Below are 16,420 nucleotides of genomic sequence, written 5' to 3' on the forward strand. Positions count from 1 at the left end.
TCTTATTTCTTGGAAACATTATCGTGTACTGCTGATGCGGATAGATACATCGAACGCATCAGATATTGAGTGGCCACTAAAACCTGAGTGATTTGGAATATTTGGCAGGGAAGCCGGTCAGCACGGATTTAGGTTTTGTTGTCGTGTATTTCGGTGAATCGTGACTGGAGAGATCCGGGCAGGAGAAGGACATCATGAAGTTCGATGACAGCCTGGATGATTTCAGGTTGAAAGGGGAGTGAAAAGCTGGCGGGGCATATACGGGGCAAAAAATTACCGCAAACCGATGTTACTACGTGTTAAGTAGCGAGTCATTTTGCGGTAATACTCTGTTTAAACCGTGATTAAATCTTACTTCATGTCACTTCGCTTTAAGACATCCGCCTATTTTAAATAAGCCGAGCTGGGCTAGATAGTCAGTTGATGAAAAGAATGGATTGATTATAAAAACCGGGTGCGCCAGTGACGTATTGTAATTAAAATCCAATGTTTTCATCATGCCCTTATATAGGTTATTTTTTCCTTGCTGCTGAGTCATTGTGGGAAGGGGTAAGATAACCTTATCACTTCTTGTTTTTACTCATTATTTTAAATGCATTTCTTGTTGGCACTTATTAGGTTTATATAAACGATTAAAACTTGCATTTTATATTTTCAATTAAAATGAAAATATTTATTCTAATTGGATTTTTATTATTTTTTATTAGTGGCGGTAGTGATGTGTGAGTTATTTAGTTACGCTCATTATTGCATTGGTTCTACGAAGTAGATTACTAAATTTTAATGATAACTTTAATGTAAATATAGAGGTGACTAATGATTATTAGGAGTTCTGCTCCTGAGGTGAAACGGCATGGTATGCCTTTCATGATGCGAAGTCCGAAAGATGAAAAGATTCTGATTGGTGTGCATCAAGCGAAAAGCATTGCCAGTGAGCTAGTGGGTTTGAGTACAAGCACGACTCCCATTTCGGTGAATCTGATAAGCTGCTATGGTGCAAATGGAGGGACTTTCTCAAACGCTCAAGCGTTGGCTAATCAACTTAAGATTAAGGTAATAGGCTATTTGGGTAAGGTTAAGCCGATAGAGGCCAGGAGTAAATGTATCCCCCATAGAACGAGAACTTTTGAACCGCAAGGACCTCGTGAAGCATATTTCTCTGGTGTGGGCCACAATATTTTTGGTCAAATAGCCAAGACAACTTTATCTCTCTATCGTATTGTGAAACCACCAGTCGACAACGTCGATGCTAACCATATAAGAATGTGATTTTTATCAGAAAACAAATATTATTAAGGGGGTAACTATTCGCTGATCAAGTCATGGCATAATATTAATAGCTAGTATTAAGTAAATATGGGGTTATTTTTCTTATTATATTGTGGTGTTCAGTAGGTTAGACTCGATTCAACAGATTAAAGAATGTTTAATACGAGAATATTCCCCTGCTGTTCTCCGTGGAAACAGCAGGGGAGTCATAATGTTGTTAGCTGCTATTTAAGATTTATACTCAGCTAAAATTATTCGCGTTGCTTCAGCCAGAACATCCCGTCGAGATTCTGCATCTTTCTTATGCTGGGTAAAATATACTGCGAGTATTAACGGTGCTCCCGTTGGTGGCCAAAGTATGGCTACGTCATTGGTTGTCCCGTAATCACCGCTGCCGGTTTTATCACCCACGACCCACCCCGCTGGAACACCGGCGCGAATGCTGGCATTTCCCGTAGTATTTCCTTTTAACCATTGAGCCAATTGTTGCTGCTGCGCAGGCGCTAATCCATCGCCGAACTGTATTTTTTTCACTAACGCCGCCATTGAGCTTGGCGTTGTGGTATCCCGAGGATCCCCAGGGATAGCGCTATTTAATTCAGGTTCCCAGCGATCCAACCGAAACGCAGTGTCTCCGAGGCTTTGGGTAAACTTATTCACACCCTCTAATCCGCCAAGTTGCTGAATTAATAAATTAGCAGCGGTGTTATCGCTATATTGCAGCGCTGCGGCGCAAAGTGCGGCGACTGTCATGCCTTTTCCCAGATTTTCGCGTGCTATTGGCGCATAGGAAAGCAGGTCGGCCTCAGAATAAGTGATATGTTTTTCCAATAAAGCAGGTTGAGACATACTTTGGCGTAATATTGCTGCCGCCAGTACCAGCTTAAAGGTACTACAGAATGGGAAAGCTTCGTTGCCGCGATACTGAAGTTCTTTACCGCTTTGGGTATTAATTAGTGAAACGCCCAAACGACCCTGAGCTTTTTCTTCGAGGGCGGCCAATTGTTCAGATAATGACTGACCGGCAGATTTCGCCCATGAGGGGAATGCCAAATTGGCCAATGGAAGGGTGATACCTGCAAGTAGCAGCGATCGCCGCAGCGGTGAATGCTTCATAGTCGTCTCTTATGCAATGTGAATCTGGGGGGCTGAGCAATGAACTCTGCTCGTCTCTGTTTTACCGCAAAATGAGAGCGGCTTCGAGTTAATCAAGACTCGGTGAAATAAGAGAACAAAAAGACCAGGATTGCCACGGCGATCATAATCATGGTTGTACGTCTCATTTTTGCGCTCCTATATGTTGTTCAATCTAAAGGTGAATGAACATGACGACCTATTCTACGTCTGGTCAGGTAAAAACCCTAGTCCGTTAACATAACGGGAATTGACGGCATCAGGATATTGATTTAATGCAATTAAAACCGTGACATTTTTTACCTGTCTAACCGGATATGACATAATACGGGTAAGATTAAAATGATAAGTTGAATACCATGAAAAAAAATAAATTAGAGCTGTATGCCTTTGGATTAGTGATGGTCATAGGTACATTTTCTACCTCAGTATTGGCATCACCGTTGATGCGTTTACAGTGTTTAACTGAATCGGGGATAAAGTCAGAAAGTTTGCTGGATGGCCCTAACCAACAACTGACCATTGATGGTGCTATTTTTAAATTCACCGAAATTAAAAATGATGCCAATGGCGAACGTCTGTTTTTTCAACGTACCGTTGATAACAGCACTTTTCATGCTGCGCTGAATATCTCCACCACGCCTATTTATCTGGATGTGAACAACGGTGAGAAAACATTGAATTTCACCTGTAAAAGTCTTAAAGCCTAGGTTTCACTGCCGGTGATACCGTTAGAGTTTTACGTTTTCTCTGTAGGATAAAGGGTAAAGCAGCCCCTGCTTCCCATTCAGGGGCTGTCGTTATAACGAATTAATAAACGGTTTGGTTTCGTCCAGCTTTTTTGGCTTTATAGAGATTGTTATCTGCGGCCTTTAATAGCGAATCTAACGATGGTGTATCCTTACTTAGCTGTTTTAGCCCAAATGAAATAGTAAGTTTAATATTATCCCCGCTTGCTGGAGTGAAGATCGTCTCTTCGACCTCTTTCCTGATTTTTTCAATTCGTTGATAAGCTTCTTCCACATGACAGTTGATAAAGATAATGGCAAATTCCTCACCACCAATACGTATCACCATATCTGACTTTCGGCTGTTCTTTTTGAGCATATTAGCCAACTCGCACAGTATAAAATCACCCACAGGATGCCCGTAGGTATCATTGATTTTCTTAAAATGATCAATATCACCGGCAGCCAGAGTAATGGGTTTGTTCAGCGAATGGATGACTTCCCAGTCCTTTACTAATTTACGCCGATTAAATAAATGTGTTAACGGGTCTATATTAGCTTCTTTAATCGCTCTCTTCTTGGTTATGACCTGTTTGAATATAATAACCAAATAGGTTATTTGCAGAAGTAAGCTGAATCCTAGTCCCAAAATGAATAATGCCTTGGCGCTTTTATCTACCTCCGCGATGGCCATTTTAGCCTCGGATAGTTGCTCACTACTGTTTATCAATAGTCGAATTTTCCGGAGTTCAAAATCGACAAAATAGCTAAGCGCATCGCTGTATAAGATATTTCTCGCTTGATTAAAAAATCCGTTCTGATAAAGCGAGATGGCTTTTTCACTTAGGCTAATATAACGCAGCCAAGCATGATACGCATCATCAATATCCTGTCGATTATCGCTCTCAGACAAGGTTTTACTATACATATAGAAAGTATTTTCTATTCTTATTATTAACTCATTTATTACGTCTCGTTCCTCCTCAATATCTTTATCATCGTGGGCATTAACCAGTTGAAGCTGCAACTGCCTTAATTGCAAGGTGTCAGTAATTAAGCACCTGAAGGCCGTAAGCGCGGGTATGGTTTTATCCGTCAGTTCGGCTGTTCGAGCACTGAACCGGGCGGTATCTTTTAGCATGTTATTACCCATATGGAGATAAATAATATTCACAATTACATGGATAATAAATACAGATAGGGCGACCCCATTTTTTTTGAGGCAAAACATCTTAATCTCCCAGTGTTTTCCTGTTTATAAGGTTGTCATGACGAAGTTATATATTATTATCAGTATTACTAGTAGGTGATAGCAGTTTTTTTTGCCGCTGATAATAGTTAGATAGATAAGGTTAGTCAAAAAAATTTTATTTTATTTGATTCTAAACGGGGCTTATATTGTAGGGTGGGTTATGAATGTGATTGACTTAGGGTGTCTCTCTGAGAGACGGATGATTATAGTTATTATTAAAATAAAAAAAGGTGCCTTTTAGCACCTTTTTAAGATTAGGGGAGTGTTATTTATCGGCCAAACAGATCACGTCTTTTGGGTTTAACAAATTGACTAATAAGAACCAGAATAGCGACGACAAGGTAGGCGGCAAATATACCGACTAACCACTGAGGCATCTCAAGAGATAAGAATTCCCATTGTTTCACTGAGCAATCGCCACTGGCTAAGAATACAGAAGGTAGCCATTTGTCCAGTGGCAACCAGGTCGGGAAATTAACAAAGAAATCGCAGGTGGCAAATGGGGAAGGGTGAAGCTGTAACATGGTATGTTCCCACGCCAATTGAACGCCTTTCCAGGCACTGTATATCCACAATGCAATCGCTAAATAGCGTAATGGTGATTTGGGCGCAATAGCGCCAAGCAGCGAAGCACCAAGAATGCCAAACAACGCACAGCGTTCATAAATGCACATTACACATGGCTGTAATAGCATGATGTGTTGAAAATAGAGTGCGGCCAGCTCAAGCAGAAGTGCAGTCAAAGCCATTAAAAGCCAAGCACCGCGCCCTTGGGAGCAACGGTTAAGAAATTGCAACATATCTTTATATTCCATGCAGTAAGCAATTGTAGTGGCAGTGTAAACCAATTCATCATTGCTGCCAGCTATCCGGCGACGAAATTAAGCGAAAATCATCTGTTTATCGCTTAGGCCACGATTTAACGGATAAAAATTCATCTTTGGTGAAGTTAATGGCATTTTAAGCCAGCCCTTTAGTATAAAAGTGTAGGGCTGGCTGAGGCCAGAATGCAAGGAATCAGTGTGTAATCCCTGCACCTGGATCAATTTGGGGCACGGCGATCAGGTCCGATTGAATCATTAATTCGGTCATAGGAACTAATGCAAACTCAACGCACAATAGACCAACCAGCGTCATGACTATAGTATAGGGCAGTGCCATATACACCATTCTTCCGTAGGATAAACGAATAAGCGGAGCCAGTGCGGAAGTCAGCAGGAATAAAAATGCGGCCTGTCCGTTAGGCGTGGCAACGGAAGGTAGGTTGGTACCGGTATTAATAGCCACTGCCAGTAATTCAAACTGCTGTAGGGAGATAATACCTTGTTCGAAGGCGCTCCGAGCCTCATTAATATAAACGGTGCCGACAAAAACATTATCAGAGACGGAAGAGAGCAAACCGTTAAACAGGTAAAACAGCGACAGTTGCGCCGATGGCGAGGACTGTAGGACAAACTGGATAATCGGCGTAAACAGATGCTGTTCAATAATGACCGCAACCACGGCAAAAAATACCGTTAATAACGCAGTAAAAGGCAAGGCTTCCTGAAATGCTTTGCCCAGCGCATGTTCGTTGGTAACGCCGCACAAAGACGTGGCCAGAATAATAACGGACAACCCAATCAGACCCACTTCAGCTAAATGTAATGCCAATGCTAAAACCAACCAAACGCCAATTAACGCTTGAATGATTAATTTCACTTTTTCCTGACGCGTGCGTTTGGCTGAGGCTTGCTGATCGTATTCTTTCAAAACCTGGCGCACACGATCCGGCAATTCCGCACCGTAGCCGAACAGTTTAAAACGCTCAACCAGCAGACAGACCAATAAACCGCAAACAAATACAGGCAACGTGACCGGAAGCATGCGAATAAAGAAATCGAAGAAATGCCAGCCAGCGCTTTTGGCAATGATCAGATTTTGTGGTTCTCCAACCATCGTCATTACGCCGCCCAGTGCAGTACCTACACCGGCATGCATCATCAGGCTGCGTAAAAAGGCGCGGAACTGCTCCAGTGTTTTACGGTTTTCCTGCGAATCTATCCAGCTGTCATCGTTGACGTCCTTATCGCTGTGATTAGAGGCAACATGATGATAAATAGTATAAAAACCAACGGATACGCTAATAACCACGGCAATAACCGTTAGCGCATCGAGGAATGCAGAGAGGAAGGCCGAAGCTAGGCAAAAGGCCAAAGACAGAATGATTTTCGACCGAATATTCAGCAGCAGCTTGGTAAAGACAAATAACAGCAGCTGTTTCATAAAATAGATACCAGCCACCATAAAGATTAATAACAGCAGCACTTCGAGATTATTAGCAATTTCTTCCGCAACCTGATGCGGACTGGTCATCCCAATAATAATCGCTTGAATCGCCAATAAACCGCCGGGCTGCAACGGGTAGCATTTTAACGCCATCGCTAAGGTAAAAATAAACTCAACGACCAGCATCCACCCCGCGACAAAGGGACTGACGAAGAAAAAGACGAGAGGGTTTATTATCAGAAAGCCGATAATGGCTATTTTGTACCAGTCTGGTGAGTTGCCCAGAAAGTTCTTTATCAGGGCCTGTCGATTGGTCATATCCATTGTGTGTCATTATCCCCTTAATTTTTCTATGGTTCAGTTAATAATCAAGCTTACGGCATGCTTTGAGCAAGCGATTTAACGATTGTACAATTATGACTAGTCGAGTGGAGTTGGCGCGATTTTTGCCATTTTATGACCGCTTTCACCAATTGTTCTGCTGCGACGCTATATCATACACGGCGCGTCTGGTATGATAAGCTCTATTAAATTGCTGAAAAATATCGCTACGGAACGTCACACACATGGTTATAAAGGCGCAAAGTCCTGCCGGTTTCGCGGAAGAGTACATTATTGAAAGTATTTGGAATAATCGCTTCCCTCCAGGATCTATTTTGCCCGCGGAGCGTGAACTTTCAGAACTCATCGGGGTAACCAGAACGACCTTGCGGGAAGTATTGCAACGTCTTGCTCGCGATGGCTGGCTCACCATTCAGCACGGTAAGCCTACAAAAGTAAACAATTTTTGGGAGACGTCGGGCCTTAATATTCTTGAAACACTGGCTCGCCTAGATCACGATAGCGTCCCTCAATTGATAGATAATTTACTCGCTGTTCGAACCAATATCGCTTCGATTTTTGTGCGGACCGCATTCCGCCAACATCCCGATCAGGCATTGGATATACTGGCGAAAGCGTCAGAGGTAGAAGATCACGCAGAAGCTTTCACTGCTTTGGACTACGGAATTTTCCGCGGTCTGGCATTTGCTTCCGGCAATCCGATTTACGGACTAATCCTGAACGGACTAAAAGGTCTTTATACTCGCGTTGGGCGTTATTATTTCTCTAACCCGGACGCCCGTAAGCTAGCGCTGAACTTTTATAGCCAGTTAGCTAGCCTGTGTGAAAACAAATCATACGATCAGGTTATGGAATGTTTGCGTAACTACGGGAAAGAAAGTGGGGCGATCTGGCACAGTATGCAAGGCACTATGCCGAGCGATCTGGCCGAAGCGCGCCGTTAGAACGGTGAATGAAAATGAAAAAGGGCCATTCGGCCCTTTTTGCTATCTGAGAAACGGTATTCGCGATAAAACCGTGTAAGACGAAGGCAAAAGTTACAATTTGCTTTCGCGCGGTGGCGCACTTTCCAGTAGCTCGGTGCTGCCATCCTCATTCAATTGTTCAATGTGTACGTCAAATCCCCAGAGACGATGAATATGTTTCATCACTTCCCGACGACTTTTATCCAGTGGCGCGCGATCCTGCGGAATATAACGTAAGGTCAGGGACCGGTCGCCGCGTAAATTGACATTCCATACCTGAATATTCGGCTCATGGTTACTCAGATTGTATTGAGCAGACAGCTCATTGCGAATCGCCCGATAACCTTCTTCATTATGAATAGCTGAGATTTCCAGATAATTGTTTTTATCGTCATCCAGCACGGTAAATAAACGAAAATCGCGCATGACTTTCGGCGACAAAAACTGGCTAATAAAACTTTCGTCTTTAAAATCACGCATAGCGAAATGTAACGTCTCTAACCAATCAGAGCCGGCAATACCTGGGAACCAGTAGCGATCTTCTTCCGTTGGCGACATACAGATGCGCTTGATGTCCTGAAACATGGCAAAACCCAACGCATATGGGTTTATCCCACTGTAATAAGGGCTGTTATAGGCAGGTTGATACACCACGTTGGTATGACTGTGCAAGAACTCCATCATAAACCGATCGCTAACACGACCTTCGTCATACAGGTGATTCAAAATGGTGTAATGCCAGAAAGTGGCCCAACCTTCATTCATGACCTGAGTTTGTTTTTGCGGATAAAAATATTGACTGATTTTGCGTACGATGCGCAGAACTTCCCGCTGCCAGGACTCCAGCAAAGGGGCATTTTTCTCCATAAAATAGAGAATATTTTCCTGGGGTTCACTCGGATAGCGCAGCGCTTCAGTCTGAGTTTCTTCCCGGGCAATGCGTGGCAGGGTTTTCCATAGGGAGTTGACCTGACTTTGCAGATATTCCTCCCGACTTTTCTGCCGGGCTTTTTCTTCCTGCAGCGAAATTTTTTGCGGGCGTTTATAGCGGTCAACGCCGTAGTTCATCAGCGCATGGCAGGAGTCGAGCAGCCGTTCCACTTCTTCTACACCGTAGCGTTCTTCACATTCACTGATGTAATGGCGGGCAAACAGCAGGTAATCGACGATGGAGCTGGCGTCCGTCCAGGTTCGGAATAGATAGTTATTTTTAAAGAAGGAATTATGCCCATAGCACGCGTGAGCCATGACCAATGCCTGCATCGTAATGGTGTTTTCTTCCATCAGATAGGCGATGCAAGGGTTTGAGTTAATCACTATTTCATAGGCCAGACCCTGTTGGCCTTGTTTATATTTCTGTTCTGTTTCGATAAATTTTTTGCCGAACGACCAATGGGTATAATTTATTGGCATACCAATACTTGAATAAGCATCCATCATTTGCTCAGAGGTGATCACCTCGATTTGATGTGGATAGGTATCCAATCGATAATGTTTGGCGACCCGATCGATCTGATCGAGGTAAACCTGTAGTAATTCGAAAGTCCAGTCTGGTCCGTCAGTCAGACGCTTATCTTGCGCGCCCTTTTTTTCAGTTGAAGTTGTCATCAGCGCACCCTCACGGTTTTAACATCCGGCCAAATACCTGTCCCTTGCATAATCCTAGTTCAATCTGAACAAACTGAAGCAAGGCAAGACCTTATGTCAATATAGTTTATTTTTGACGCGCTGGGGCTATCATCTTATCTCTTAATTTAACAATATTTAATTCTGCGATATTGGTAATTTAAAAGAATTAAATATCGCAAAAGTAATCCTGGGCAATACACAGATTGTTTGAGCTATAAATAGATAAATTAATGAATTTTTTGAGATATATGCCTGTTTATGATGATTAAACCGAATCTTATCGCTAATTATGTAAACCACTTGAAAAGCAATAAGATCTAAATATAAATTAATTGTGAACAAAATCACAACCCACAATCAAATTGTTGGATAGTTTTTTGCACTAGGTTAATTTTCTGTCAGCAGAATATTATGCTTTATGTATTATCGGCGGAGTTAAGGTATGCGTATTATCATTTTGGGTAGTGGAGTGGTGGGGGTGGCCAGTGCCTGGTATCTGGCAAAAGAAGGCCATGAGGTGACGGTCATTGACCGCCAGTCTGGCCCAGCCCAGGAAACCAGCGCAGGCAACGCGGGGCAAATCTCCCCCGGCTATGCCGCTCCTTGGGCCGCTCCGGGCGTACCGTTGAAAGCCATTAAATGGATGTTCCAACGGCATGCTCCGCTGGCGATCCGATTAGATGGCAGCAGCTTCCAGTTACGCTGGATGTGGCAAATGCTGAAAAATTGTAGTACTTCCCACTATATGACCAATAAAAGCCGCATGGTTCGGCTGGCCGAATACAGTCGGGATTGTCTAAAAGATCTGCGGGAGGATACCGGAATCCAATATGAAGGCCGTCAGGGTGGAACCTTGCAATTGTTCCGTACTCAGCAACAGTTTGATAATGCGGCAAAAGATATGGCGGTATTGGAGGATGCAGGCGTACCTTATCAATTATTGACCGCTGATAAATTAGCGACCATAGAGCCAGCCTTGGCCAAAGTGTCTCATAAACTGACCGGCGGATTACGTTTACCTAACGACGAAACCGGCGATTGTCGTTTATTTACCGAGCAATTGGCGAAAATGGCTGAAGCTGCCGGAGTGAAATTTATCTTTAACCGTTCAGTAGATAAATTACTGGTGGAGGGGCATCAAATCGCTGGCGTACTTTGTGGCAATGACGTGATCAAGGGAGATGCTTATGTCGTGGCATTTGGCTCTTATTCCACGTCATTACTACAGGGATTAGTATCTATTCCGGTCTATCCGCTAAAGGGTTACTCGCTGACTATTCCGATTACCGATCCGGATTCTGCGCCATTTTCTACCGTGCTGGATGAAACCTATAAGATTGCAATCACCCGATTTGATGATCGTATTCGCGTCGGTGGTATGGCGGAAATTGTAGGCTTTAATACCCAATTGGAGCAGACCCGTCGGGAAACGCTGGAAATGGTGGTGCAGGATTTGTATCCAGACGGAGGCAAAGTTGAACATGCTACTTTCTGGACCGGGCTGCGCCCAATGACGCCTGATGGTACGCCGGTGGTAGGACGGACTACGCTGAAAAATCTCTATCTGAATACCGGCCACGGCACTCTGGGCTGGACAATGGCCTGCGGTTCAGGCCAACTCCTGGCCGATATTATTTCTGGCCGTCAGACCGCCATTGCCGCCGATGATTTAGCGGTTGCTCGTTATAGTCCAGGATTTCATCCCATGAATCATGGCAGATTGCACACGGCGCGTTCAATTCGCTGACTTTCGAATATTGCACATCAAGCGGCTGCGTAATATCGGCCCCTTGATGCGCGCGTTATTTCATAGAATAAATAATCCGGTAAAGTAAAAGGAAAGCGCATGCCTCGCCCGATATCTGCCACGCTGCATTTGTCTGCCTTTGATAATAATCTTAATGTCATCAGAAATTGTGCTCCTCAGTCAAAAGTATGGTCAGTGGTGAAAGCCAATGCTTACGGTCACGGCCTAAGTAGAATATGGGAAAGTTTATCCGCTACCGATGGTTTTGCATTATTGGATCTCAATGAAGCCATTTTACTTCGTGAGAAGGGTTGGAAAGGGCCAATTTTATTGCTAGAAGGATTCTTTCAACCACAGGATTTGACGTTGTTGGACCATTATCGTCTGACTACGACGATACACAGTGATTGGCAATTAGAAGCTATTCAACGAGCGCGGTTAAGTGCGCCACTTAATGTTTATCTTAAACTGAACAGCGGAATGAACCGTTTAGGCTTTCCGGTTCGTCAGGCTGAAACGGTCTGGCAATGGGCGAAAAGTATTGCCAATATCGATCAAATTACGTTAATGACTCACTTCGCTAATGCGGATAATCCTACCGGCGTGGCGCAGCAGTTCAATGACGTCAGCGATGCCAGTGCCAATATTCCTGCTCCGCGCAGTTTTGCTAATTCCGCCGCTACGCTTTGGCACAGTCAAACTCATGGAGATTGGGTGCGACCGGGTATTATTTTATACGGGGCGTCCCCGAGTGGTAGGACGGCAGATATTGCGGATACCGGTTTGCAACCGACAATGAGTTTGTGTAGCGAAATCATCGCCGTTCAGGATTTGAGCAAGGGACATGGCGTGGGTTATGGCAGCCGCTATCAGGCCAGCGATGCGCAGCGCATTGGCGTCGTGGCCTGCGGCTATGCCGACGGCTATCCACGCCATGCGCCAACGGGTACGCCAGCATGGGTAGAAGGGGTTCTGACTCGAACCTTGGGTACCATATCAATGGATATGATGATGGTGGATTTAACCCCTTGTCCACAGGCCGTAACAGGCAGCAAGGTTGAACTGTGGGGAAGAAATTTGCCGATTGATGACGTTGCCGCCGCTGCGGGAACCGTGGGCTACGAATTGATGTGCGCTTTGGCCACCCGAGTGCCGGTGAAAATCGAGAATTAAGCTTGAAAATTCCGGTATTCTGAAACCGATCCTGAAGGCGTATCTTTATCCAGATATGCCTTTATCATTTTGATCTCATTTCATGAATTTGTGGACATGGCGACATGTGAATAGTGGCTATAAAACCCATTTATATCGTTATTCTCCCTTCGGTTTTTATTATTGCCACCTCATCTGATTTATTTATAGTGGCTGAACTGCTGATCATCCGCATGATTTTTATTCTGAGAATAAATGAAATCGAATAGGAGAGTATTATGTCAGTTACCAGAATGGATTCACTCCACTCGCGAATGAATCAGATAAGAACACTCATCCGGTCATTAATATCTATCTCTCTGTTTATGCTTTGTCTGTAGTCAGCATTATCACTGTCGTAAGTATCGGGGTTTGATTATTTATTTTCAATACTAGGGGAAACTATTGTTGCTCAATATTATCTACGATCTTTTTATCGGTTAGCGAGACAGTTTTAGCGAGGAAATATGATGCGCCAACCAGTTGGTCCGATTACCTCTGATTTATCCCGTATGACGCTCAGCCACGCATGGAAAACGCTGGCGCGCAATATTGCTGCCGATCATTATCGGCGGGATAGCGGCGTAAAAAATACCAGAGAAACCTCTGGTGAATTGATGATTATCAGAACTGACACCAAAGCCATTGAGTTTTACTCTGGCGATAATATATTGATTAAAAATGCAGATTATCTATTTTATTCCTTGGCCCATCCGATAACTGAGCTATGGATGAAAAACACGCGGCCGGACGGTTACGATCTCAATGTTCTATATAATAATCCCCATTCTCTCCATCTTATTGATAGGCAGATGACCGAAGCCATGTTGTATTACGTTCGCCGGGGGTATCGGGTCTTGGTTATCTATCACGGCGATACGCAGGCACCCGAGATAGCAGTCCAGCGTGCTATTTCACTGGCGCGGCGGGAACGGCACCGAGTGACATTGCGGACTATGGAAGGGAGAACAGAGCCAAAACACGCAGAACAGCAATATTGGGCGGGTTTCATATCCGAGCCAGATAACCGCAAATTTATCTATGCGCTATTCACTCGTAAGAAAATCATGATGGCTGTTATCCATTATCTATTAAATAGGTCTCAGCCAAACTGTGACAGATTAATCTCAGTCTTGGCGGGTTTTCACATTGACTGGAATCGCCTTATTCCAGATATTGATCATCAGATTGATACTTATTTATATCCGTGGAGCGGCGTTTATTGTAGCGAAGAGCCCCGATTTCTATTATGCCTGCTGGCTTCGGTGGGCACGAATAAAGGCTGTTTATTGAAGATTAACGGGCACAGAGTTCGCCATTTACGTTATCGGTTCGGTACCTTGAGTTGGGCTGCGGGAGCAGGAAATCCTCACCACGGTTATTTGCATTTTGATTGGCAGGCACAGGAACGGAGGATGGCGGGATACTGTTGGAGAACGGGACAACGCTGCCTAGACGGTCAGCGTATTGTCGCTTTATCTGCAACTCTAGCAGGGCAGGACAAAGTCGAAGCGATTTTATCCTGCGAAGGGCACTGTCGCGAAGTCATTCAAAAATTTTCGAGTGGGGAAAATGAGCCCGGATTCGATTTACCTGACTGGGCGCAGGGATTTGTACAACCCATGCTACAACCGCGTCCGCAAGGCGGCGAAAGGGTGTTTAGCCATTATTGGCGGAAAGCAGCCTTGGCAAGACTGGCTCTGAGGTTATTACAAAGTAAGAGCTAAAATAGGATAAACGTTAGGGCAGAGTAAAATAACGGCTGATTTAGCGGGCTACCAATTAGCCTCTACGATTAATAATCCATGCCACCTATTACCCGACGAGTTCACATCATCCCATTCATTCCGTGAAAGCGGATCGACAGAGCGATCCGCAATCATTATCAGGAAATTTTCTTGATGATGGTCGGCATCCGTTTGCTGGCACGACGGGCAATCCATGCCAATAAACAGCCGGTTAACATCACCAATGCCAGCGAATATTTGGGCTGAACGGGTAATGACATAGCGATCAGACCCAAGGCGGCGCCACCGGCCATTTGTACAAAACCTACCAGAGCAGAGGCCACTCCGGCTTCATTGGCGTAAGGCTCCAACGCATAACTGGTCGCCGGGCCCATCATAAAGGCCAGACCGGCGCAGGCGCTGGCGACTGGCAGCATATAAGTCAGCCAGTTATTTTGCATTTCGGTACTTAATTGTGTTACGCCAAAAATTAAGCCTATGCACCCCAAAGCCATGAGCAGACTACCGGTTATCAGACAGGCTGGACGGCCCACTTTTTGAATAATCCTATTGGCAAAGAAACTCACAAACATAATCCAGAATCCGTTGGCACCGAAGGCTAGTGAGAACTGGAGCGGCGTGAGATTAGCCTCGCCCATCAATACGTTAGGAGCCAGAGACACATAGGTCAGCGCCATTCCCATCGCGCCAGCGTTCACCAGTGCAAAGACCAGAAAACGATCGTCACGCAAAATACGTAGATAGTTTTTGAACGGCAAGCCTTTAATCGACTGAGTTCCCGCTGGACGGGTCTCCGGTAGGAAAAATATCACCAGTATCAGTACCAGAGCGGCGTATAGCACCAGGAACCAGAAAGGGGCACGCCAGCCGAAGGCTTCGGCTAACAGGCCACCTAATAAAGGCGCCAGCGCCGGGACGATATTCAAGGTGCCATTTAAAAAGCCAAAGGCGCGGGCGGCCTCGTTGCCATTTAAGCGATCGCGCACGCCGCTGAATGCCACCACGGCGGTGCAACATACGGCGGTTCCCTGTAGCAGGCGTGAGGCGACAAACATCGTTGGCGTAGTTGCCAGGGCGGCCATAGCGGCACCCAGCATATACAGCAGAATTCCGATGATGGCGATAGGTTTGCGGCCATATTTATCCACCAATGGACCCGCGATTAACTGCCCGACGCCCAAAACCAGAATAAACAGCGCGATGGTGGATTGAATCAGTGATTCGCTGCTATTTAGGCCTTTGGCAATAGCGGGAATAGTGGGCAGGTAAAGGTCGATACCCAGTGGGCCTAAAAGAATCAGGCTGAGTAATAAAAACAGAAATTTTTGCATAGCAGAGATACAACGTCCAGGTGGCAGAAGCGGCAAAAAACAGGAGTTTGGCTGAGAAAGGGGGCGACGTTTCGGTGACGGCGTCACTTGTCTCAGAAAACTCAACCCGGATAGATTACTACAATCAATGGAATATAACCTGCAAATAGTTTTAATTGCGCTGTAATTCTGAGGAACCGGTGCGGGGGAAGCATCACCGCACCGGATTGATAACCCTCGTTTTATCTACAAATCCCGTGATTAACAATTCTATTATCAACACGAGGCGGAGTTACGATAGCTGAACCGAGGATATCACCACAGATTATTTGTAGTGCTCACGTATCATTCGTAGCATTTCAGGGTCGGGAAGCCATTTAGGGTCTGGAATTTGCCACCAGGCGTGCGTATCGCCAAAGGAGCATCGCGGGCGCGAATGGTTAAATTGCGATTGTGGCAGCAGGTGCCATTTGCCGTCTATTTTAACTTTCGGCTGTTTTCCTGGGAGGTAATCGCCGGGACGTGTATCGCAGTTTGCGTGTAGCGGATCGTCGACGGCCGCTTGCATGGCCATATGGCTGATGCGATAGCATTTTTCTTGATTAACCGCGACGCCTCGACGTTCCACTTCAGCGGTTAAGCGCAACACGGATTTACTGTCGTTATTATAAGTCCCCAGCGCGGAGCATAACGCGTCTGAATCAAATTCAGCGATCTGTTTGTCGGTCAAATGAGGAAGGGGGAGCGAGCAACCTGAAAGTAATAAAAAAGCCAGTGGTAATACAATTCTCATGAAAAATCCTGTTCCATAAGTCACTACAAAGAATAGTGGTAAAT

The 16,420-nt window shown here is 44.9% G+C and carries 14 protein-coding genes; 7 read left to right on the plus strand and 7 right to left on the minus strand.

Annotated elements, in window-relative coordinates; translation table 11 throughout:
• Positions 1 to 91: tail fiber assembly protein (locus AD970_RS20550; protein ID WP_162199323.1), on the plus strand; the 91-nt coding region annotated here is incomplete at its 5' end.
• 776 nt (positions 92 to 867) lie between these two features.
• A complete protein-coding gene (locus tag AD970_RS20440) occupies positions 868 to 1,269 on the plus strand; it encodes a hypothetical protein (RefSeq protein WP_157045494.1) in 402 nt (133 codons plus the stop codon).
• A gap of 228 nt (positions 1,270 to 1,497) precedes the next feature.
• On the opposite strand, the gene bla is transcribed toward AD970_RS20440, so the two are convergent.
• The gene (gene bla, locus AD970_RS09085) at positions 1,498 to 2,385 is read right to left on the minus strand and encodes a class A beta-lactamase (protein WP_049598122.1); all 888 of its coding nucleotides are present in this window, start codon (positions 2,383 to 2,385) and stop codon (positions 1,498 to 1,500) included.
• 377 nt (positions 2,386 to 2,762) lie between these two features.
• Between bla and AD970_RS09090 the strand changes: the two genes are divergently transcribed.
• The gene (locus AD970_RS09090) at positions 2,763 to 3,113 is read left to right on the plus strand and encodes a hypothetical protein (RefSeq protein ID WP_049598124.1); all 351 of its coding nucleotides are present in this window, start codon (positions 2,763 to 2,765) and stop codon (positions 3,111 to 3,113) included.
• A gap of 100 nt (positions 3,114 to 3,213) precedes the next feature.
• On the opposite strand, the gene AD970_RS09095 is transcribed toward AD970_RS09090, so the two are convergent.
• The 3 genes from AD970_RS09095 to nhaB form a co-directional block, all read right to left on the minus strand.
• Positions 3,214 to 4,362, minus strand: a complete 1,149-nt coding sequence (locus AD970_RS09095) for a GGDEF domain-containing protein (RefSeq protein WP_049598126.1) — start codon at positions 4,360 to 4,362, stop codon at positions 3,214 to 3,216.
• 290 nt (positions 4,363 to 4,652) lie between these two features.
• Entirely contained in the window at positions 4,653 to 5,183 is a 531-nt protein-coding gene (gene dsbB, locus AD970_RS09100; protein WP_049598127.1) for a disulfide bond formation protein DsbB, read from the minus strand.
• A 217-nt stretch (positions 5,184 to 5,400) separates the two neighbouring features.
• Positions 5,401 to 6,975, minus strand: coding sequence for a sodium/proton antiporter NhaB (gene nhaB / locus AD970_RS09105; protein ID WP_049598130.1), 1,575 nt, complete (start codon positions 6,973 to 6,975; stop codon positions 5,401 to 5,403).
• 242 nt (positions 6,976 to 7,217) lie between these two features.
• On the opposite strand from nhaB, the gene fadR reads away from it, so the two are divergent.
• On the plus strand, positions 7,218 to 7,937 hold the full coding sequence (gene fadR, locus AD970_RS09110) for a fatty acid metabolism transcriptional regulator FadR (protein WP_049598132.1): 720 nt from the start codon (positions 7,218 to 7,220) through the stop codon (positions 7,935 to 7,937).
• Positions 7,938 to 8,030: 93 nt separating this feature from the next.
• Here fadR and AD970_RS09115 read toward each other — a convergent pair whose 3' ends face one another.
• Positions 8,031 to 9,566, minus strand: coding sequence for a SpoVR family protein (locus AD970_RS09115; RefSeq protein WP_049598134.1), 1,536 nt, complete (start codon positions 9,564 to 9,566; stop codon positions 8,031 to 8,033).
• A gap of 463 nt (positions 9,567 to 10,029) precedes the next feature.
• Between AD970_RS09115 and AD970_RS09120 the strand changes: the two genes are divergently transcribed.
• The 3 genes from AD970_RS09120 to AD970_RS09130 all read left to right on the plus strand — a co-directional run bounded on the left by AD970_RS09120 (position 10,030) and on the right by AD970_RS09130 (position 14,252).
• On the plus strand, positions 10,030 to 11,334 hold the full coding sequence (locus tag AD970_RS09120; RefSeq protein ID WP_049598136.1) for a D-amino acid dehydrogenase: 1,305 nt from the start codon (positions 10,030 to 10,032) through the stop codon (positions 11,332 to 11,334).
• 99 nt (positions 11,335 to 11,433) lie between these two features.
• Positions 11,434 to 12,507, plus strand: coding sequence for a catabolic alanine racemase DadX (dadX, locus tag AD970_RS09125; protein ID WP_049598138.1), 1,074 nt, complete (start codon positions 11,434 to 11,436; stop codon positions 12,505 to 12,507).
• A 485-nt stretch (positions 12,508 to 12,992) separates the two neighbouring features.
• On the plus strand, positions 12,993 to 14,252 hold the full coding sequence (locus AD970_RS09130) for an SAM-dependent methyltransferase (protein WP_157045495.1): 1,260 nt from the start codon (positions 12,993 to 12,995) through the stop codon (positions 14,250 to 14,252).
• A 158-nt stretch (positions 14,253 to 14,410) separates the two neighbouring features.
• Here AD970_RS09130 and AD970_RS09135 read toward each other — a convergent pair whose 3' ends face one another.
• Positions 14,411 to 15,604: a multidrug effflux MFS transporter gene (locus AD970_RS09135; RefSeq protein ID WP_049598143.1), complete on the minus strand. Its 1,194-nt coding sequence runs from the start codon at positions 15,602 to 15,604 to the stop codon at positions 14,411 to 14,413.
• A 304-nt stretch (positions 15,605 to 15,908) separates the two neighbouring features.
• Positions 15,909 to 16,376, minus strand: a complete 468-nt coding sequence (locus AD970_RS09140; RefSeq protein WP_049598145.1) for a hypothetical protein — start codon at positions 16,374 to 16,376, stop codon at positions 15,909 to 15,911.
• Between the last annotated feature and the right edge of the window lie 44 nt (positions 16,377 to 16,420).

This window comes from Yersinia nurmii (genome assembly GCF_001112925.1).
GTDB classification, from domain to species: domain Bacteria; phylum Pseudomonadota; class Gammaproteobacteria; order Enterobacterales; family Enterobacteriaceae; genus Yersinia; species Yersinia nurmii.